This window comes from Micromonospora sp. WMMD956 (assembly GCF_029626125.1).
GTDB classification, from domain to species: Bacteria; Actinomycetota; Actinomycetes; order Mycobacteriales; family Micromonosporaceae; genus Micromonospora; species Micromonospora carbonacea.
This window is the reverse complement of the sequence record NZ_JARUBI010000005.1, coordinates 4,226,762-4,246,378: the sequence shown is the minus strand read 5'-3', so window position 1 is coordinate 4,246,378 and position 19,617 is coordinate 4,226,762. Positions and strand designations below refer to the sequence as shown.

At 74.0% G+C, this 19,617-nt stretch carries 17 protein-coding genes, 1 tRNA gene and 1 other RNA gene; 9 read left to right on the top strand and 10 right to left on the bottom strand.

The annotated features are described in order from the left end of the window. Positions 1–101 precede the first annotated feature (101 nt). Both O7628_RS19310 and O7628_RS19305 read left to right on the top strand, forming a co-directional pair. Complete coding sequence (locus O7628_RS19310; RefSeq protein ID WP_278132490.1) at positions 102–1,112, top strand: DMT family transporter; 1,011 nt, start codon at positions 102–104, stop codon at positions 1,110–1,112. A 104-nt stretch (positions 1,113–1,216) separates the two neighbouring features. After that, a complete protein-coding gene (locus tag O7628_RS19305) occupies positions 1,217–4,177 on the top strand; it encodes an AfsR/SARP family transcriptional regulator (protein ID WP_278132488.1) in 2,961 nt (986 codons plus the stop codon). A 95-nt stretch (positions 4,178–4,272) separates the two neighbouring features. Here the strand turns inward: O7628_RS19305 and O7628_RS19300 are convergent, their stop codons facing one another. Next, positions 4,273–4,458 carry a hypothetical protein gene (locus tag O7628_RS19300; RefSeq protein WP_278132486.1) on the bottom strand — a complete coding sequence of 62 codons (186 nt, stop codon included), beginning with the start codon at positions 4,456–4,458 and terminating at the stop codon, positions 4,273–4,275. Between the two features lie 224 nt (positions 4,459–4,682). Between O7628_RS19300 and O7628_RS19295 the strand changes: the two genes are divergently transcribed. From O7628_RS19295 to O7628_RS19275, 5 genes are all read left to right on the top strand, one after another. Further along, positions 4,683–6,233: a pyridoxal-dependent decarboxylase gene (locus tag O7628_RS19295; RefSeq protein ID WP_278136353.1), complete on the top strand. Its 1,551-nt coding sequence runs from the start codon at positions 4,683–4,685 to the stop codon at positions 6,231–6,233. A 46-nt stretch (positions 6,234–6,279) separates the two neighbouring features. Continuing rightward, positions 6,280–7,719, top strand: a complete 1,440-nt coding sequence (locus O7628_RS19290) for a fatty acid desaturase (protein ID WP_278132484.1) — start codon at positions 6,280–6,282, stop codon at positions 7,717–7,719. An 81-nt stretch (positions 7,720–7,800) separates the two neighbouring features. Then, on the top strand, positions 7,801–8,370 hold the full coding sequence (locus tag O7628_RS19285) for a cobalamin-dependent protein (protein ID WP_278132482.1): 570 nt from the start codon (positions 7,801–7,803) through the stop codon (positions 8,368–8,370). Next, positions 8,363–9,739, top strand: coding sequence for a methylaspartate mutase (locus O7628_RS19280; protein ID WP_278132480.1), 1,377 nt, complete (start codon positions 8,363–8,365; stop codon positions 9,737–9,739). Before O7628_RS19285 ends, O7628_RS19280 begins: the two co-directional genes overlap by 8 nt. Before the next feature lie 56 nt (positions 9,740–9,795). Next, positions 9,796–11,163, top strand: coding sequence for an aspartate aminotransferase family protein (locus O7628_RS19275; protein WP_074478488.1), 1,368 nt, complete (start codon positions 9,796–9,798; stop codon positions 11,161–11,163). On the opposite strand, the gene O7628_RS19270 is transcribed toward O7628_RS19275, so the two are convergent. The 4 genes from O7628_RS19270 to O7628_RS19255 form a co-directional block, all read right to left on the bottom strand. Beyond that, positions 11,148–12,005 carry a putative protein N(5)-glutamine methyltransferase gene (locus O7628_RS19270; RefSeq protein WP_278132477.1) on the bottom strand — a complete coding sequence of 286 codons (858 nt, stop codon included), beginning with the start codon at positions 12,003–12,005 and terminating at the stop codon, positions 11,148–11,150. The two genes, O7628_RS19275 and O7628_RS19270, sit on opposite strands and share 16 nt — an antisense overlap. 111 nt (positions 12,006–12,116) lie before the next feature. Continuing rightward, positions 12,117–12,189 (bottom strand) — tRNA-Ala (locus O7628_RS19265). Positions 12,190–12,281: 92 nt separating this feature from the next. Next, complete coding sequence (locus tag O7628_RS19260) at positions 12,282–12,872, bottom strand: YqgE/AlgH family protein (RefSeq protein ID WP_074478540.1); 591 nt, start codon at positions 12,870–12,872, stop codon at positions 12,282–12,284. Positions 12,873–12,884: 12 nt separating this feature from the next. Beyond that, complete coding sequence (locus O7628_RS19255; RefSeq protein WP_176735035.1) at positions 12,885–13,031, bottom strand: hypothetical protein; 147 nt, start codon at positions 13,029–13,031, stop codon at positions 12,885–12,887. 80 nt (positions 13,032–13,111) lie between these two features. Here O7628_RS19255 and O7628_RS19250 point away from each other — a divergent pair, with 80 nt between their 5' ends. Beyond that, positions 13,112–13,915 (top strand): S-methyl-5'-thioadenosine phosphorylase, encoded by an 804-nt coding sequence (locus O7628_RS19250; protein ID WP_074478486.1) that lies wholly within the window; start codon positions 13,112–13,114, stop codon positions 13,913–13,915. A 129-nt stretch (positions 13,916–14,044) separates the two neighbouring features. Then, positions 14,045–15,640 carry a benzoylformate decarboxylase gene (mdlC, locus tag O7628_RS19245; protein WP_278132473.1) on the top strand — a complete coding sequence of 532 codons (1,596 nt, stop codon included), beginning with the start codon at positions 14,045–14,047 and terminating at the stop codon, positions 15,638–15,640. Between the two features lie 56 nt (positions 15,641–15,696). Here the strand turns inward: mdlC and O7628_RS19240 are convergent, their stop codons facing one another. The 5 genes from O7628_RS19240 to ftsE all read right to left on the bottom strand — a co-directional run bounded on the left by O7628_RS19240 (position 15,697) and on the right by ftsE (position 19,530). Further along, complete coding sequence (locus tag O7628_RS19240; RefSeq protein WP_278132471.1) at positions 15,697–16,713, bottom strand: hypothetical protein; 1,017 nt, start codon at positions 16,711–16,713, stop codon at positions 15,697–15,699. An 84-nt stretch (positions 16,714–16,797) separates the two neighbouring features. Then, positions 16,798–17,173: a transfer-messenger RNA gene (ssrA, locus tag O7628_RS19235) on the bottom strand. Positions 17,174–17,278: 105 nt separating this feature from the next. Beyond that, positions 17,279–17,758: an SsrA-binding protein SmpB gene (gene smpB / locus O7628_RS19230; protein WP_074478481.1), complete on the bottom strand. Its 480-nt coding sequence runs from the start codon at positions 17,756–17,758 to the stop codon at positions 17,279–17,281. A 148-nt stretch (positions 17,759–17,906) separates the two neighbouring features. Further along, on the bottom strand, positions 17,907–18,782 hold the full coding sequence (gene ftsX / locus O7628_RS19225; RefSeq protein ID WP_074478479.1) for a permease-like cell division protein FtsX: 876 nt from the start codon (positions 18,780–18,782) through the stop codon (positions 17,907–17,909). Positions 18,783–18,849: 67 nt separating this feature from the next. Next, on the bottom strand, positions 18,850–19,530 hold the full coding sequence (gene ftsE, locus O7628_RS19220) for a cell division ATP-binding protein FtsE (RefSeq protein ID WP_043962078.1): 681 nt from the start codon (positions 19,528–19,530) through the stop codon (positions 18,850–18,852). Positions 19,531–19,617: the final 87 nt, after the last annotated feature.

Genomic DNA, 19,617 nt, shown 5'->3' with positions numbered 1-19,617 from the left:
GGTAACCACTCAAACAGTTTAGAGGTTACAGTCGGCATTGCGCTGGGTACCACCGTCCGCAACCGGTCCGACACGCACGACGACCACGCCGAGGTGACTCCATGACGGCATCCGCCGACCTGACCCCCTCGTCCGCCGACGAGCGGCACGCCCACCCCGAGGAGCCGAAAGCCCACCCCGAGGAGCGGGACGCCCGCCCTGACCACGACGAGGAGGCACCCGACCCCGGCGCGCGGCGGCTCGGGCTGCTCGCCGTGTGCGTCGCCACCGCGCTGTGGGGCTTCGGCGGCACCGTCGCCAGCGACCTGTTCGACTCCGGGCTGCGCCCCGCCGAGCTGGTCGCCGCCCGTACCCTGATCAGCCTCGCCGGGCTCGGCCTGCTGCTCGCCCTGGCCCGCCGCCGCCCCGGCACGCCGAGGCGCACGGAGCCGATCGACTGGCCGCTGGTCGTCGCGTTCGGCCTGGCGATCGCCGTGGCCAACGCGTGCCTGTTCCTGGCCATCAGCCACCTGCCGGTCGCGGTCGCCATGGTGTTGCAGAATCTCGCTCCGGCGTTCGTGGTGGGGTGGCTGGTGGTGCTCGGCCGGTGCCGGCCCGGCATCGCGATCGCCCTGGGGCTGCTCGTCGCCCTCGCCGGGGTGGCCCTGGTGGTGGAGCTGCCCACCACGCCGCTGGGCGAGGTGAACCTCCTCGGGGTCGGCTTCGGCATCGCCACCGCCGTCGGCGTGGCCGCCTTCTCGGTGCTGGGCAGCCGGGCCACCCGCAAGTACGGCGCGCTGCGCGCCAACACGTACGCGTTCGCCGTGTCCAGTGTGGCCTGGTTGCTCTACTTCGCCCCGCAGGGCGTGCCGGAGATCGTCGGGCGGCACGACCTGCTGCCCGGGGTGCTCTTCGTCGCGATCCTGGGCACCCTCGCCCCCTTCGTGCTCTTCTCCTGGGGCACGGCCCGGGTCGGCCCGCACGCCGGAGCGGTGAACATCTGCCTGGAGCCGGTGTTCAGCGCGGTCCTCGCCTGGACCTGGCTCGGCCAGTCGCTCAACGCCGTACAGATCGCGGGCGGCCTGCTGGTCATCGGCGCGGTGGTCCACCTGCAACGACTCCGGGTCGGCTGAGGAGGCCGGTTACGCACCACGGGCCGCCGCCGCTTCGCGCCACTGCGGCGGCAAGTACCCACTGTTAGCCTGAGTGGACACTCGGCTACGGTCAGGGGAAGGTCGTGCTGCTACGGGTCCTTGGGCCAATCGAGATCACCCACGAAGACCGCCGGCTCGACATTCCCGGGCTCCGCGCCCGCACGGTCCTCGCCATCCTCGCCGCCAACCGGGGCCGGGCGGTGCAGGTGGAGGATCTGATCGACACGGTGTGGGACGGCCGCCCCCCGTCCACGGCCCGCTCGCAGATCCAGATCTGCGTGTCGCAGTTGCGGCGGCTGCTGGCCGAGGTCGGCCGCAAGGACGCCCTGGAGACCCGCTTCGGCGGCTACCTGCTGCGGCTGGCCCCCACCGAGCTGGACGCGGGGCGGTTCGAGCTGCTCGTCGCCGAGAGCCGGCACCTCAGCGGCGACGGCCAGGTGGCCGAGGCGGTCGCCCGGCTGCGGGCCGCCGACGCGCTCTGGTACGGCGCGACCCTGGCCGGCGTGCCCGGCGAGCCGGTCGAGGCGTGGCGGCGGGGGCTCGACGAGCGGCGCGGCGCGGCCGTCGAGGAGCGGATCCGGCTGGAGCTGGCGCTCGGCCGCCACGACGAGCTGGTCGGCGAGCTGGAGGCGCTGATCGCCCGGCATCCGCTGCGCGAGCGGCTGCACGCCCACCTCATGCTCGCGCTCTACCGGGCCGACCGGCAGGCCGACGCGCTGAAGGCGTACCGGCGGGCGCGGGCGCTGTTCGTGGAGGAGCTCGGCATGGAGCCGAGCGCGGAGCTGGCCCGGCTGGAGCGGGCCATCCTGTCCCGCGCGCCGCAGCTCGATCTTCCGGCGACGCCCGCCGCGTCCCCGGCCGCGCCGTCCGCCGGCGCGGGTCCCGCGTCGCCGGGTCCGCCCGGCCCGCGGGCTCCGCACCAGCTTCCGGCGGACCTGGCGGACTTCACGGGCCGGCAGAAGCTCGTCGGCGAGATCCGCGACGTGCTGACGGCCGAGGCCGACCCGGGGCACCGGGGCTTCGCCCCGCTCGCGGTGATCACGGGCCCGGGCGGGGCGGGCAAGACCAGCCTCGCCGTGCACGTGGCGCATTCGCTGGTGGACCGGTTCCCCGACGGCCAGCTCTACGCCAACCTCGGCGGGCCGTCGCCCAGCCCGGAGCGCCCGGCGGAGGTGTTGGACCGCTTCCTGCGGGCGCTGGGCGTCGCCGGTCCGGCGATCCCCGACAACCTGACCGAGCGGATCGGGTTGTACCGCAGCCGGCTCGCCGAGCGGCGGGTGCTGATCCTGCTGGACAACGCCGCCGACGAGACGCAGGTCGCGCCGCTGCTGCCGAACACGGCCGGTTGCGCGGTCATCGTGACCAGCCGGGTCCGGCTCGGCACCCTCGCCGGCTCGCACGAGGTCGACGTGGACGCCCTGACGCCGGAGCAGAGCGTGGCCCTGCTGCATCAGATCGTGGGCGACCGGATCGCCGCCGAGCCCGTCCAGGCCGACGAGCTGGCGCGGCTGTGCGGGTGGCTGCCGCTGGCGCTGCGCATCGCCGGCGCCCGCCTCGCCTCGCGCCCGCACTGGCGGGTGAGCCGCCTGGTGGACCGGCTGCGGGACCAGTCCCAGCTGCTCGACGAGCTGGTCCACCGCGACCTGTGCATCCGCACCACCATCGGGTTGAGCTACCACAGCCTGCCGGAGCGGTCCCGGCGGCTGCTGCGCCGGCTGGCGCTGCTCAACTGCGAGGACTTCCCGCTGTGGGTGACCGCGCCGCTGCTCGACGAGCCGCCGTCGGTGCTGGAGGACCTGCTGGAGCAGCTCGTCGACGTGCGGCTGCTGGAGGCGCACGGCCACCCGCAGAGCGGCTCCACCCGCTACCGGCTGCACGACCTCGTCCGGGTCTTCGCCCGCGAACGCCTCCTGGCCGAGGAGCCGCCCGAGGAGCGCGAGTCGCTGGTGCGGCACGTGCTCGGCGCCTGGCTCGCCGTGGCCGAGGAGGCACACCGCCGGGAGTACGGCGGCGACTTCACCATCGTGCACGGCGCCGCCGCCCGCTGGCCGGTGCCCCGCGCGGTCACCGACGGGCTGCTCGGCCGGCCGATGGACTGGCTGGAGCTGGAGCGGCGCAACCTGGTCTGCGCCGTGCGGCAGGCCGACGCCCTCGGCCTCGACGAGCTGTGCTGGGATCTCGCGTTCACCCTCGTGACGCTCTTCGAGGCCCGCAGCTACTTCGACGAGTGGGCGGAGACCGCCGACATCGCCCTGTCCGCGACCCGGCGCAGCGGCAACCGGCGCGGCGAGGGGATCACGCTGCACTCCCTCGGCGCGATGCACATGTTCCTGCGCGACCCGGGTCAGGCCGAGCGGATGTTCACCACCGCGCTGCGGATCCTGCGTCCCCTCGGCGAGCGGCACGGGGTGGCGCTGGTGGAACGCAACCTCGCCTACCTCCACCGGCTGCGCGGCGACGACCGGGCGGCCCTGCGGGGCTACGAGGCGGCGCTGGCCGGGCTGGGCTCGGCCGGCGACCTGGTCGGCCGGGCGCACGTGCTGGTGAGCATCGCGGGGATCCGGCTGGAGCAGGGCGATCCGGCCGCCGCGCATGCCCTGCTCGGCGAGGCGCTCACCATCTGCCGGGACGCGGGGGCCCGGCGGGTCGAGGCGCAGGTGCTGCACCGGCTCGGTGAGCTGTATCTGCGCTCCGGCGAGCTGCGCCGCGCCGAGGAGTCGTTCCAGGGCACGCTGGAGATCGTCCGGGCCGCCGCCGACCGCACGGGCGAGGCGTACGCGCTGCACGGCCTCGGTGTCGTGTACGGCCGGGACGGGCGGCTGGCGAAGGCCCGGGCGATGCTGACCCGGGCCCGGCAGCTCGCCGGTCAGGTGGTCGAGCGGGTGGTGGAGGCGCAGTCGTTGTACGAGCTGTCCCAGTTGCCCGACCGGGACCGGGCGGAGGCGGCGGACCAGCTCCGCCGGGCGGCGGACATCTTCGGAGAGTTGCAGGCGCGGGTGTGGCACGCCCGCGCGCTGCGCGCCCTGGCGGACGTGTCCGGGTAGGCGCGGCACGGGGCGGGGCCGCCCTGTCCCACCGGCGGCCCCGCCCCGTGCCCACCGCACGGGCCCGCCCGTCCCACCGGGCGGGCCCGACGGTCTCACCGCTGCCGTTGGGGTGCGGGTGGCAATCCCCAGCCGGTCTCGTCCATCGGTTCGATGGTGTGACCGGCCGGCGCGCCCCAGCCGGTCTCCGGCTCCAGGTTCGGCGTCGAGGCGGTGCGGTGACCGGCGGGCACCGCGACGGCGAGGACGGCGGCGGTCGTCGCCAGCAGCAGGCGGATCATCGGTTACCTCCACGGGAACGGGTGCGGATCGCGTCTGTCACCTGTGTCCCCGGCCGGCTATCGAAGTCCTATCCCCGGGCTAACCGATCTGTGGGCCGCGCCGCCCCGACCGACGGATAGCCGGGCCATAGCCGACCGAAGGATGCCCGGGGATTTCCTCCGACGTCAGCCGCCACCGCCGATGTGGCAACGGAGCCGGAGTCGAGGAGACCGCAGTGACGATCATGCAAGAGAGCAACCGGACGGAGACGGTCGCGGCGGGTTCGGCCGCCCGTCAGGTGGACGCCGTGCTGCCGCCGGCCGGCAGCCTCGCCGGACTGGACTACGTGCAGGCGCTGACCGCGGTGGCGCTGGAGACCCTGCGGGAGGTGACCCTGGACCGGCCCGGCCCGGTGACCGCCGGTGGTCCGGCGGCGGTGCGGGAGGCCGCCCGGCGCTCCCTGGGCGGGCCGCTGCTGCCGGCGGAGCCGGGCTATCCCCTGGAGACGTTCCGCCGGTTCGTGCGGGACTACGCCACCTGGTCGGTCGACGTCAGCCACCCGGCCGCGGTGGCCCGCATGCAGTGCCCGCCCACCCCGGTCGCCGCCGCCGCCGAGCTGGTGGTGGGCATCCTGAACCAGTCCCTGCACGCCTGGGAGAGCGGCCCGTACGCCCTCGAACTGGAGCGCTACGTCATCCGCGAGCTGGGCGAGCTGGTCGGTTACGGCCCGGACGCGGGCGGCACCATCACCGCGGGCGGCAGCATCTCCAACCTGATGGCCGTGCTGGCGGCCCGCGACCGGGTGCTGGCGCAGCGGTGCGGGTGGCGGCCCTTCGCGCAGGGCCTCACCGGGCTCGACAAGCGCCCGGTGGTGCTGGCCACGGACGCCACCCACTTCTCCATCGGCCGGGCCGTGGGCATCGTCGGCCTAGGCGAGGACATGATCGTCCGGGTGCCCTCCGACGAGCTGGGGCGGCTCCTGCCGGAGGAGCTGGAGCGCACGCTGGCGGGCCTGCCGGAGGACGTGGTCCCGGTGGCGGCGATCGCCTGCGTCGGCGCGACCGACCAGGGCTGGGTCGACGACGTGGCGGCGCTGGCGGAGGTGACCCGCCGGCACGGCGTGTGGCTGCACGCCGACGCCGCGTACGGTGGCGGGGCCCTGTTCTCTCCCCGGCTGCGCCCCCGGCTGGACGGCATCGCCGAGGCCGACTCGGTGACGCTCGACCTGCACAAGTTCGGCTGGACGTCGGCGACCTCCGGCATCTTCCTGGTCCGCGACGCGAGCGTCATGACTCCGCTGGCGCAGCAGACCACCACCCTGAACGCCGACGACGACGCCGAGGCTGGCTTCATCGGCCTGTACGGCAGCTCGGTGCAGGCGACCCGCCGCGCGGAGGCCTTCAAGATCGCCGTCACGATGAACGCGCTGGGCCGCGACGGGATGGCCGCGATGGTGGACGGCTGCCATGATCTTGCCCTCTACGCCGCCGACCGGGTCGAGGCGGAGCCGGCCCTGGAACTGGCCGCCCGGCCGTCCATGAGCACGGTGCTGCTGCGCTACCGCCACGACGGCGACGCCGACGCCTTCAACGGCGAGCTGCGGCGGCAGCTCATGACCCGGGGCGTCACGCTGCTGGCCCGCACCCGGGTGCGCCGGCCCGACGGGTCGTCCCCGGTCTTCCTCAAGCTGATGCTGCTCAACCCGGCCACCACCACCGACGAGTTGGACCGCGTCATCGACGACATCCTCGCCACCGCCGCCGACCTGGAGCGGTCGGCGCAGGCGAGCCGCTAGCGCGGCGGGCGTCCCGCCGCCCCGAGCAGAGAGAAACAGGGGAGAAATGACTACCATCGACGCCTCTGCGCGGCCCGCCGACCCGGACGGCACCGTCGCCGCCGCCCCGCGCCGCACCGCCGCCGCGCCCCGCCGCACCACCGGCACGGAGCCGCACCCGCCGACCGTCGCCGCGCCCCGTCGTGCCGCCGCCACCGGGCCGCACCAGCCCACCGTCACCGCGCCCCGCCGCCCGGCGTCCCGGGCCGGCGGGCCGGCGGCGGCCGACCAGCGGCCCGGCCGGCTGACGGTCGCCGAGCGGGACACCCGCGACTCGGCCGACAACAGCGTCCGTGACTCGATGCGGCGGCTGCCCCGCTTCGCCCAGCTTCCGCTGACCTTCCTCACCGGCCGGCCGCACACGGGGCAGCGGCCGCTGCGGCTGACCCCGACCGTCCACCTGGTCACCGCGACCGGCTCCGTCGCCGCCGGCCTGACCGCCACCGGGGTCGCCCTGGCCCTGTCGGGCTGGTGGCTCGCGCTGCTCCTGCCCGGCTGGGCGAGCACCCTGCACGGCGCGCGCAACCTGCGCATGATGGTGTTCCACCAGTGCGCCCACCGCAACATGTGGGCCCGCAAGCGCCCGGACCAGATCCTCGGCAAGATCGTCGCCGGGGTGCTGATGGTGCAGCACTTCGAGCGCTACAGCGCCGAGCACGTGGCCGACCACCACGCGCTGCACCACATGACGCTGCGCGACCCCACCGTGCAGGCGTTCCTGGTCAGCCTGCGGCTGCGCCCCGGGATGACCCGCCGGCAGATGTGGCGGCAGGTGCTGGGCCGGCTCGTCTCGCCGGTGTTCCACGCCCGGTTCCTGTGGGCCCGGATCCGCTCCTACAGCCACGCCGCCAGCCGCACCGAACGGGTGATCACCGCCACCGGGTACGCCGCCGTCGCCGCGCTCGCCACGGTCGCCCACGCCTGGCCCCTGGTGCTGGTCGGCTGGGTGCTGCCGATGACCGTCTTCTTCCAGATCAGCAACACCCTGCGGCTCTGCGTCAAGCACACGTTCCCGGCCCCCTGGCAGACCCAGCGCCGCGGCAAGGCGTACTTCGCCAGCCTCACCAACGCCATCTTCATCGGCGAGCCCGCCCCGGCGAGCTCCCTGCGGGGCGGGGCCGCGGTGCGCGCCTGGGCCCGCTGGTGGACCCGGATGCTGCTGGTCCACTTCCCCTCGCGCTACCTGGTGCTCACCGGCGACACCGTCTGCCACGACTTCCACCACCGCCGCCCGATGAGCCGGGACTGGGCCAACTACATCTTCGCCCGGCAGGCCGACATCGACGGCGGGCACCGGGGCTGGCCCCCGTACCGCGAGATCTGGGGCCTGATCCCCGCGATCAACCTGGTCCTCGACTCCCTGGCCGAGGCCGACCCGGACGAGTTCGACCCGCAGCGGCTCGCGGAGACCAGCGACCGCGAACTGTTCGCCGCCTTCGACGACTGACCGGCCGACGCGGCGGGGCCGGTGGGGCCCCGCCGCCCAACCCCCACGACACGAGGGCCCGACGGCCCGGACGGGAGCATCATGGACACCACGCGACACCTCGTCATCCTCGGCGTGGCGGGCAGCGACGCGCACGCCGTGGCCAACCACCTGATCGCGATGCACCTGCGTGAGCACGGCTACGACGTGGTCAACCTCGGCGTCTGCACGCCGCTGACCGAGTTCGCCGACGCCGTCGACGCGCACCCCGAGGCGGAGGCGGTCATCATCGGCAGCCTCAACGGGCACGCGTACGCGGACCTGCGGGACCTGCCGCAGCTGCGGGCCGCCGGGCGGCTCGCCCGCCCGGTGATCCTCGGCGGGAACCTCTCGGTCGGCAGCCACAAGGCCGACGACGTGCACGACCGGCTGCGGGCCCTCGGCGTCGACCACATCCTGGAGAACCCCTACGAGCTGCCGCTGGTGCTGGACCTGCTGCGCGCGGCCACGCCCGGCGCCACCCGGCGCGCGAAGAAGCGCAACGCCCGGACCAGGACCGGCACGCGGGCGGCCCACCTTCAGGGCACCGGCACGCGGGCGGCCCACCAGGGCACCGGCACGCGGGCCGCCGGCCAGCGCGGGTCCCGGACGGCGGTGGGCAGCCGTGGCTGACTGGGCCGACCTGCACCTGGCGGACAGCACCGTCGACGGGCTGCCGTCGTGGGCGGAGACCGTGGCACACCTGCGCGACAGCGGCGCGCCGACCGCGGTGGCGGCGCTGCGGGCGGCCCGCCGCGCCGGCCGGCCGATCGTGCAGCCCCGCTGCGGCGTCGGGGCGCACGACGCGATGACGGAGCTGCTGCGCTCGCTCGCGCCCGCCGGACCGGGCATGCTGACCGTGACGATCGACTCGTTCACCCGGTTGCGGCAGTTCGACCACGCCGCCCGGGTGCTGCGGGAGAACCCCGCCGACCTCAACGGCTACCCGCTGGTGGCGCACGGCTGGCAGCGCGGCCGGGAACTGGTCGCCACCGTCGACGTGCCGCTGGAGATCCGGCACGGCTCGCCCGACCCCCGCGACCTGTTCGCGGTGTCGCTCGCCGCCGGCTTCACCTCCTTCGAGGGCGGCGGGATCGGCTACAACATCCCGTACTGCAAGAACGTCCCCCTGGCCACGTCGCTGGAGTGCTGGCGGCAGGTCGACGCGGTCTGCGGCCGGCTCGCCGAGGCGGGCGTGCTCGTCGACCGGGAGCTGTTCGGCACCCTCACCGCCGTGCTGGTGCCGCCGTCGATCAGCCTCGCCGCCACCCTGCTGGAGGCCCGCGCCGCCGTGGCGCAGGGCGTGCGCTGCCTGTCCATCGCCTACCCGCAGGGCGGGGAGGTGCACCAGGACGTCGCCGCCCTGCGGTCGATCCGCGAGCTGGCCGCGCGGTACCTGCCGGCGGACGTCGAGGTCTACCCGGTGCTGCACGAGTTCATGGGGGTCTTCCCGCGCGACCGCCGGGCGGCCGACGCGCTCGTCCTCTACGGCGGCCTGGTCGCCCGGCTCGGCGGGGCCGACAAGGTGATCAACAAGACGAACCAGGAGGCGTACGGGATCCCGGACGCCGCCGCCAACGCCACCGGCATCCACACCACCCTGCTCGGCGGCTCCGCCCTGCTCGACTTCGTCCGCCTCGACACCGACCGGGTCGCCGAGGAGATGCACTGGCTGCAACGCGAGGTCGCCGAGCTGGTCGACCCGGTGCTCGACGGCGACGACCTGGCCGGCGCGATCGTGGCGGCGTTCGACGCCGGCCGGCTCGACGTGCCGTTCAGCGCGAGCATCCACGCCCGGTCGGAGGTCGTTCCCGGCCGGGACCCGGACGGGGCGATCCGCTACCGGGATGCCGGCAACCTGCCCTTCTCCGCCGAGGTGCGGCGGCGCAACGCCGACCTGCTGCGCCACGGGGCGGGCGACCCCGGCCGGTTCATCGAGACGGTCAGCGCCGACATCGACTACTTCCTGCACCACGAGCGGGCGTTCCCGGTGCCGGCCTGAGCGCCCGGCCGTCCCCTCCCGAAAGCCCCACCCGAGAGCCCGAAAGGACAGCAGAAATGCACTCTGAGAACCAGCGGCCGGACCCGGGGGCGGCGGCAGCCGTCCGGGCGGCCGACCGGGCCCACGTCTTCCACTCCTGGTCGGCGCAGGCGCACATCGACCCCCTGCCGATCGCCGGCGGGGAGGGCGTGCACTTCTGGGACTACGACGGCAACCGCTACCTGGACTTCTCGTCGCAGTTCGTCAACCTCAACATCGGCCACGCCCACCCCCGGGTGGTCGAGGCGATCCAGCGGCAGGCCGCCCGGCTGTGCACCATCGCCCCGCACTTCGCCAACGACCAGCGCTCCGAGGCGGCCCGGCTGATCGCCGAGCACGCGCCGGGCGACCTGAACCGGGTGTTCTTCACCAACGGCGGCACGGAGTCCAACGAGCACGCGGTGCGGATGGCCCGGCTGGTGACCGGGCGGCCCAAGGTGCTCAGCGCCTACCGGTCGTACCACGGGGCCACGCACACGGCGATGCACCTGACGGGCGACCCGCGCCGGTGGCCCACCGACACCGGCACGGCCGGGGTGGTCCGCTTCTTCGGGCCGTACCCGTACCGGTCGGCGTTCCACGCCGAGACCGCCGAGCAGGAGTGCGCGCGGGCGCTGGAGCACCTGGAGCAGGTCATCCAGTTCGAGGGGCCGACGACCATCGCCGCCGTGCTGATCGAGACCATCGTCGGCACCAACGGCATCCTGGTGCCCCCGGACGGCTACCTGCCCGGCGTCCGGGCCATCTGCGACCGGTACGGCATCCTGCTGGTCACCGACGAGGTGATGACCGGCTTCGGCCGGACCGGCGCGTGGTTCGGGGTGGACAACTGGGGCGTCGTGCCCGACCTGATCACCTTCGCCAAGGGCGTCAACTCCGGCTACGTCCCGCTCGGCGGCGTGATCATCTCCGACCGGGTCGCCGCCGAGTTCGCCGACCGCCCCTACCCCGGCGGCCTGACCTACTCCGGTCACCCGCTGGCCTGCGCCGCCGCCGTGGCCACGATCCGGGCCATGGAGGACGAGGGGGTCGTCGAGCACGCCGCCTGGCTCGGCGAGCACGTCCTGGGCCCCCGGCTGCGCAAGATGGCCGAGTCGCATCCGAGCGTCGGCGAGGTGCGGGGGCTCGGCGCGTTCTGGGCGGTGGAGCTGGTCCGCGACCGGCGGACCCGGGAGATGCTGGTGCCGTTCGCGCCCACCCCGGCCCAGGCGGCGCCGATGAACGAGCTGGCGGCGGCCTGCCGCCGGCGGGGCCTGTGGCCGTTCACCCACTTCAACCGGGTGCACGTGGTGCCGCCCTGCGTCATCTCCGAACAGGACGCCCAGCGGGGGCTGGACATCCTCGACGAGGCGCTGGAGGTCGCCGACCGCTACGTCGAGGGCTGAGTCGGCGACCCCGGTCGCGTTCGCTGCCGGAACGGGTGGTCCTCCGCCGGGGGGCGGAGGCCATCCATCCGGCGGCCGACGGCCACCGTGCAGTACCACTCGTCGGAGGTGGACGTGGTCGCCACCAGCCCGTGCGCCGACATCGCCGCCGCCGTCCACGCGGCCTGCCCCTCGCCGGTCTCGATGAGCAGCCGCCCGCCGGGGGCGAGCCACCGGGCCGCGCCCTCGGCCACCCGCCGGTGCACCTCGACGCCGTCGACGCCGCCGTCGAGCGCCACCAGGGGCTCGTGTTCGCGCGCCTCCGGCGGCATCATGGCGATCTCGTCGGTGGGCACGTACGGCGCGTTGACGACCAGCACGTCGACGGCGCCCCGCAGCGCCGCCGGCAGGGCGGCGTAGAGGTCGCCCTCGTGGACGTGCCCGCCGATCGGTTCGAGGTTGCGGCGGGCGCAGCGCACCGACGCGGGCTCGACGTCGCAGGCGTGCAGCCGAACCCCGGGCACCCGGGCCGCGACGGCCGCGCCGATCGCCCCCGTCCCGCAGCACAGGTCCACCACCACCGCGCCCGGCCGGGCCACGGCGACGGCCTGCTCGACGAGGTAGGTGGTGCGTTGGCGGGGCACGAAGACGCCGGGTTCGACGACGATCCGCAGCCCGCAGAACTCGGCCCAGCCGAGGATGACCTCCAGCGGCTCGCCGAGCACCCGCCGCCGGGCGAGCTCGTGCAGCTCCTCCGGCGTCCGCGCGGCCTCGACGAGCAGCCGCGCCTCGTCCTCGGCGAAGACGCAGCCGGCGGCGCGCAACCGGGCGACCGTCGCCCCGTCGGGATCCGTGGCGGTCATCGCGGCGCTCCTGTCGTCTGCCCTGAGTCGGACAGGTAAGACGAAAACCCCGCCCGGATTCGGGCGGGGTTTTTCACGATTGACCACCGGTTCGCACTACGGTGCGGTCGGTGGAGCCGAGGGGACTCGAACCCCTGACCCCCACACTGCCAGTGTGGTGCGCTACCAGCTGCGCCACGGCCCCTTGCTGTTCGCCCCCGGTCTCCCGGGCACGGACAGAACTATACACACGCCCGCCCGCATGGTCATCTCGCGGGGGCCCTCCCCCGCCGCGCCTCAGTTGAGCGCCACGTCGGGCGGGAAGTGGGCGACGGCGGCCATCATCCCGCCCTGCCTGCGCAGCACCATCGGCCACAGGTCGTCGGGGCGGTCGACGAACGCGTCGCCGGGCAGCGCGTCGAGGACGAACCAGGACCCGTCCTCGATCTCCTGCTCCAGCTGACCCGCGCCCCAGCCCGAGTAGCCGGCGAAGACCCGGATGCCGCCGATGCTCTCCCGCATCCGCTCCGGGTCCACGGAGAGGTCGATCGTGCCGACCGCGCCGGAGACCTGGTGGAAGCCCCGCAGCCGCTTCACGGGGTTGCGCATCCGGGCCAGGCAGATGGCCGAGTCGGGCTGGACGGGGCCGCCCTCGAACAGCACCGCCGGGTCCCGCGCCAGGTCGCTCCAGTCGCCGAGGACGTCGGCGACCGGCACCTCCGTGGCCCGGTTGAGCACCACGCCGAGCGCGCCGCCCGGCTCGTGGGCCACGAGCAGCACCACGGTGCGGTCGAAGTTCGGGTCCTTGAGCGTGGGGGTCGCGACCAGCAGCCGTCCGGTCATCGAGTCCATCGCCCGCCCGCCGATCGCCTGGTCCTCTCCCTGCATGTCGGACATCCGTCAGCCGCGCGCCAGGACGCGGAAGTGACGCCCCCGGACGGCGTCGCCGCCGGGCCGGACAGGACCGACGTCGTGGCCGGCATGGGGGGTGGCCTGCCGGACCCGGTCGGCACGGGACGCCGGGCTCATCCGTGCTGTCAACGCCATGTCTGGCACCATAGCCTGCGCCCGCGGCGCTGGCTAAGGTCTGACCGGTGGGTGATCGAGTGGGATCGAAGGGGGCGACGATGGGTCCGACGGCGGACATCGCGGTCATCGGCGGTTCGGGGCTCTACGCCCTGTTGGAGGGCGCGACCGAGCACCGGGTGCAGACCCCGTACGGCGAGCCCTCGGACGCGGTCACGATTGCCGAGGTGGGTGGCCGGCGGGTGGCGTTCCTGCCCCGGCACGGGCGCGACCACCGGCATCCGCCGCACCTGATCCCGTACCGGGCGAACCTGTGGGCGCTGCGCGCGCTCGGGGTGCGGCAGGTCCTCGCCCCGTGCGCGGTCGGCGGGCTCCGCCCCGAGCTGGGGCCGGGCACGTTCGTGGTGCCGGACCAGTTGATCGACCGCACCAGCGGGCGGGTGCAGACCTACTACGACCGGGGTGCGGTGCACGTGGCCTTCGGCGACCCGTACTGCCCGGTGGGCCGCCGGGCCCTGCTGGACGCGGCGGCCGGGCGCGGCGTGCCGGCCGTCGACGGCGGGACGATGGTGGTCGTGGAGGGGCCGCGCTTCTCCACCCGGGCGGAGTCGCGCTGGTTCACCGCGATCGGCGGGGCGGTGGTCAACATGACCGGGCACCCGGAGGCGGTGCTCGCCCGCGAGCTGGCCCTCTGCTACACCCCGATCGCGCTGGTCACGGACCTCGACGCCGGGGTGGAGGCGGGCGAGTCGGTCACCCAGGAGGAGGTCTTCCGGGTCTTCGCCGAGAACACCGACCGGCTGCGCGGGGTGCTGCTGGACGCCGTCGCCGCCCTGCCGGCCGGGCGGGACTGCCCGTGCGGGCACGCGCTGGACGGGATCAAGCTGCCCTTCGCCCTGCCGTGAGCCCGGCCGGAGCCGGGGTTGGGTGGGGCGACTGGCCGGGGGCGGGAGGGCTCACGGCGGGGCTCACGGCGGGGCTCACGGGAGGGCGAATCGCCCGGTAGCTGGGGGTTTACCCGATAGATTCGGCGGGTGGCAACGGTCCGCGAGACGACGTACGAGCTGCTGCGGGCGCTGGGCATGACCACCGTGTTCGGCAACCCCGGCTCGACGGAGGAGCCCTTCCTCCAGGACTTCCCGGCCGACTTCCGCTACGTCCACGCCCTGCACGAGGCGTCGGCCGTCGCCATGGCCGACGGGTACGCCCAGGCCACCGGCCGCCCCGCCCACGTCAACCTGCACACCGCCCCGGGCACCGGCAACGGCATGGGCAACCTCGTCACCGCCTGGCACAACAAGACCCCGCTGATCGTCTCGGCCGGCCAGCAGACCCGGGAGATGCTGCTGCTGGAGCCCCGGCTGGCCAGCCCCCGGGCGGCCGAGCTGACCCAGCCGTACGTCAAGTGGAGCCACGAGCCGGCCCGCGCGCAGGACATCCCGGCGGCGTTCATGCGGGCGTACGCCACGGCGGTGCAGCCGCCCGCCGGCCCAGTCTTCCTGTCCCTGCCGCTGGACGACTGGGCCCGGCCGGCGGACGGGCCGCCCGAGGTGCGCACCGTGGCCACCCGGTACGCCCCCGACCCGGCCCGGCTGCGGGAGTTCGCCGCCCGGGTGGCCGCCAGCCGCCGCCCCGCGCTGGTGCTCGGCGGGGCGGTCGACCGGGCCGGGGCGTGGCCGGCGGCGGTGGCGCTGGCCGAGCGGCTGGCCGCCCCGGTCTGGGCCGCGCCCGCCCCCGAGCGGACCCCGTTCCCCGAGGACCACCCGCACTACCGGGGCGTGCTGCCGTACGCGATCGGGCCCCTGGCCGAGGCGCTGGCCGGGCACGACACGGTGCTGGTGGTCGGCGCGCCCGTGTTCCGCTACTACCCGCACGTGCCGGGCGACTACCTGCCCGCCGGCACCCGCCTGCTGCACGTCACCGACGACCCCGACGAGACGGCCCGCGCCCCGGTCGGCGACGGCCTGCTCGCCGACGCGGGCCTGGCCCTGGCCGCCCTGGTCGAGCTGCTCCCGGCGGTCGACCGGCCGCCCCCGCCGCCCCGGCCGGCGCCGGGGCCGCCCGACCCGGGCCCGCCGGCGAGCCCCGACGCGCTGTTCGCCGCCCTGGCCCGGCACTGGCCGCCCGACGGGGTCCTCGTCCAGGAGTCACCGTCCAACCTGGCCGCGCTGCGCCGCCGGCTGAAGGTCACCCGCCCCGGGTCGTACTTCACGATGGCCAGCGGCGGCCTCGGCTTCGGGCTGCCGGCGGCGGTCGGGATCGCCCTGGCGGAGCGGGACACGGGCCGGGGCCGTCCGGTGGTCGCGGTGATCGGCGACGGGTCGTTCCACTACTCGGTGCAGGCGCTGTGGACGGCCGCGCGGCTGCGCCTGCCGCTGGCCGTCGTGGTCCCGGTCAACCAGCAGTACGCGATTCTCAAGGCGTTCGCCGAGCTGAAGCACACCCCCGGGGTGCCCGGCCTGGACCTGCCCGGCCTGGACGTCGTCGCGGTCGCCCGGGGGTACGGCTGCGCCGCCACGGTCGTCGCGGAGCCGGACGGGTTGGGCGACGCGTTGGGCGCGGCCCTGGCGGCGGACCGGCCCACCGTGCTGCCGGCGCCGATCAGCACCGAGGTGCCGCGACTGCTCTGAGCACCCTCGGGGCCGCGCTGCGCCCTCAGGGGCCACCCCGCATCCTCGGGCCGCGCTCAGGGGCGCAGGACCAGCGGCGCGCCGGTGACCACGTCGAGCACCGGCCGGTTGCCCAGCGGCGCCTTGAGGGTGGCGGTGACCGGCTCCAGCTTGAGCAGGTCGATGCACACTCCGGTGCCCCGGACGACCCCGCCGCCGACCACCACCACGTCGTCACGCTCCTGCACGAGCGGGGTGATCCCGGTGTCGCAGGCGCCCACGCCGACCTGCCAGGTCAGCTTCGCCCCGTCGACGGCCCGCAGGTCCTGCGCGCCCACCACCCCGTCGGGGGCCCGGCCAGTCGGCGCGGTCGGCTGCGGCGGGGCGGCGGGGTCGACGACGGCGAGCCGGGCCACCTTCGCGGTCAGCTCGTCGACGGTGAACAGCCACGCCGGCACCTGCGCCTCACCCCGGCTGGTGCGGACGGGCGCGGTGCCGAGCGTCACGGCGGTGACGGTGAGCGGCACGCAGGCCGACGCCGGCGCGCTGCCGACCGGGTCGTTCGGGCCGACGCTGTGGCCGTACGGTCCCTCCCCGACGGTCGGGCCGTCGGGCCCCGGCTCCACGATCGGGCCGGAGCCGGGCTTCGCCGGCCGTCCGGGGCTCCTCGGCCGCCCCGCGCAGGGCGGCGGGTCCCCCTGGTCGAGCTGCCGGTACGCCTCGGCGGCGCTGAGCAGCTTCACGGTGAGCGTCCCGTCGGGGAAGCGGACCGCACCGTCGGCCGGCCGGGCGGTGGGCACCTCGATCTGCTCGCGGTACCAGCCGTTGCGGAACGCCTGCTCGGTGTCGGGGCTGAACCCGGGGTCGCCGAGGAGCACGGTGGGCTCCTGCAACGGCAGGTAGCCGCCGGTCCAGGCGGTGCCCGGCCGCCACCCGTCGGCGACCTCGTCGGCCCGCTGCCCGAACGCCGCGAAGCGCTCGTCGTTGGCGCTGCCGGCAGGGCTGCCGCCGGCGGACGGCCCGGAACCGGCCGGTGCGCAACCGGCCGCGACGACCAACAGGGGCAGCCCCAGCAGGGCGAGAACTCGACGCATACCGCTACGACGCGCCCGCGCGGCCTGCGGTTCCACCGGATGCGACGAAGCGCCCCGGCCGGGTGGCCGGGGCGCTTCGTCAGGTGGTGGAGGTGCCGGGAATCGAACCCGGGTCCTTCGCCGGTTTGTCAGGGCTTCTCCGAGCGCAGCTCGCTGTGCCTCTACTCGGCCCCACCGCTCACGCGAGCAAGTTGGTGTGACGGGCCCAGTCGCTGATTGATCTCGCCGCACGGACCCCGCGACCGGGTCCGGTTGGCCAGCCTTCTAGCTGATGCCGGCTACTGGGACGAAGGCGTTCCCAGGCCGACAGACTTAGCTACTCGCCTCAGGCGGCGAGAGCGAAGTCAGCGCGATTGTTCTTGGCGCTTATTGGTTTCCGACGACCGATTCTCGAGACGACGTCGGCTTCCTCGGCTCGCTTCCCCTGCCGCAACGTACGAAGTCGAAACCAGTCACCCCCTCGACGGGCCGCCGGTGTGGCGGCTCCACCAAGACTAACGCCTGCCGCAACGGGATTCATCCCCGAGCCCCGCCCCGGCGCGCCGAGGCGGACAAACGGGACGAATTAGTCGTCCATGCCCTTGCCGCGTCGGCCCGCGGCCCGGGCGATCTCCCGCTCCGCGTCCCGCTTGGCCAGGTCCTGACGCTTGTCGTACGTCTTCTTGCCCTTCGCCAGGGCGATCTCCACCTTGGCCCAGCCGTCGGAGAAGTAGACCTGCAACGGGACCATGGTGAGGCCGCCCTCGCGGGTCTTGCCGATCAGGCGGTCGATCTCCAGCCGCTTGAGCAGCAGCTTCCGGGTGCGCCGGGGCTCGTGGTTGGTCCAGGTGCCCTGCGTGTACTCCGGGATGTGCATGCCGTGCAGGAACAGCTCGCCGTCGCGCTCCTGGGCGAACGCGTCGACCAGCGACGCCCGCCCCGCCCGCAGCGACTTCACCTCGGTGCCGGTCAGCGACATGCCCGCCTCGTACGTGTCGAGGATGGCGTAGTCGTGCCGTGCCTTCTTGTTGGAGGCGACGACCTTGCGCCCCTTCTCCCGTGGCATCGGTGCCCCTCCCCTCGTGCGATTCCGGCCCCGGCCCGGACGGCGGGCCGGAAGCGGAGATCATGCTACCCGAACGACAAGGGCCCCCCGGCGCGGATTATTCCGCGCCGGGGGGCCCTCGGCTGTCGCCGGCAGACCCGGTGGGCGACTAGACGCGCAGGTAGAACCGGAGGGTGACCCAGCCGGTGACGGCGCTGACCACTGCGCCGACGCCCGCCATGATCGGGAACGTCAGGAAGATGTCGCTCCAGGTCACCGGGGAGAAGAGGCCCTGCAACGCGCTCAGGGAGCCGTCGAACAGGAAGAACTTCAAGGCGATCAGCGCGCCCAGGCCGAGGAACGAGCCGATCAGACCGGCGACCACGGCCTCCAGGACGAACGGCGCCTGGATGAACCAGTTGGACGCGCCGACCAGCTTCATGACCGCCACCTCGCGCCGCTTGCTGTACGCGGCCACCTGGATGGTGTTGGCGACCAGCAGCAGGGCGGCGATGGCCATCGCGATCGCCCCGGCCAGGGCGATGTTCTGGCCGGCGGTGAAGAGGTCGAAGATCTTGTCCAGCAGCCGGCTCTGGTCGACGATCTCGTCGACGCCCTCCGTGTCCTTGTACTGGTCGTAGATGCTCTTGTACTGCTCGGGGTTGACCAGCGTCAGCCGGAACGACTCCGGCAGCTGGTCGGGCTTCACGGCCGTCACCAGGTCCGGCGCGTCCTGGTACATCTCCTGGAAACGCTTGTACGCCTCGTCCTTGTTGACGTAGAGGACCTCCTTCACCAGGGAGTCACTCTTGAGCTTCGTCTCCAGGTCGGTGCGCTGCTGGTCGGTGACGTCGCTCTTCAGGAAGATCGAGACCTGGATGTTCTTGTAGTACAGGTCCTTCATGTCGTCGACCTTGCTGTACACCAGGCCACTGACACCGAGCATGGTCAACGACACGGCCAACGTGATGATCATCGCGATGGTCATGGTGACGTTGCGCCACAGTCCGACCAGTACCTCGGACAGGACGTATTTCACGCGCATCGGGAATTCCTCCGGGTCTCCGGCGTGAGGTGTTCGTCGTCAGGCTGCACAGGGGTGGAGCGCCGGCTCACCCGTAGACGCCGCGGGCCTGGTCACGCACGATGCGGCCGCTCTCGATCTCGACGACCCGGCGGCGCATCTGGTTCACGATGTTCGAGTCGTGCGTGACCATCACGACCGTCGTACCGGTGCGGTTGATCCGGTCCAGCAGGCGCATGATCTCGATGGACGTGTCCGGGTCGAGGTTTCCGGTCGGCTCGTCCGCGAGCAGGATCAGCGGGCGGTTCACGAACGCCCGCGCCACGGCCACCCGCTGCTGCTCACCACCGGAGAGCTCGTGCGGGTAGCGGTGCTCCTTGCCACCGAGCCCGACCAGCTCCAGCACCTCGGGCACGACCCGGCGGGCGACCGCCTTGGTCTTGCCGATCACCTCGAGGGCGAACGCCACGTTCTCGTACGCGGTGCGGTTCGGCAGCAGCCGGAAGTCCTGGAAGACGCAGCCGATGGAGCGCCGGAAGTGGGGGCGCTTCCACGACCGCATCGAGGTCACGTCCTTGCTGTTCACGATGACGCGCCCCTTGTTCGGGGTCACCTCGTGCAGCAGCAGCTTGATGATGGTGGACTTGCCGGAGCCGGATGGGCCGATGAAGAAGACGAACTCGCCCTTCTCGATCGAGACGGACACGTTGTCGAGCGAAGGCCGGGACGCCTTCGGGTACGTCTTCGTCACTTGCTCAAGCTGAATCACGGGTGGTGAGTCTACGCGGTGTAATCGATGAGCCAAGCCCCACGCCCCCGTCATGCGGGGCGCGTCGTCGAAACGCCCGGTTAGCAG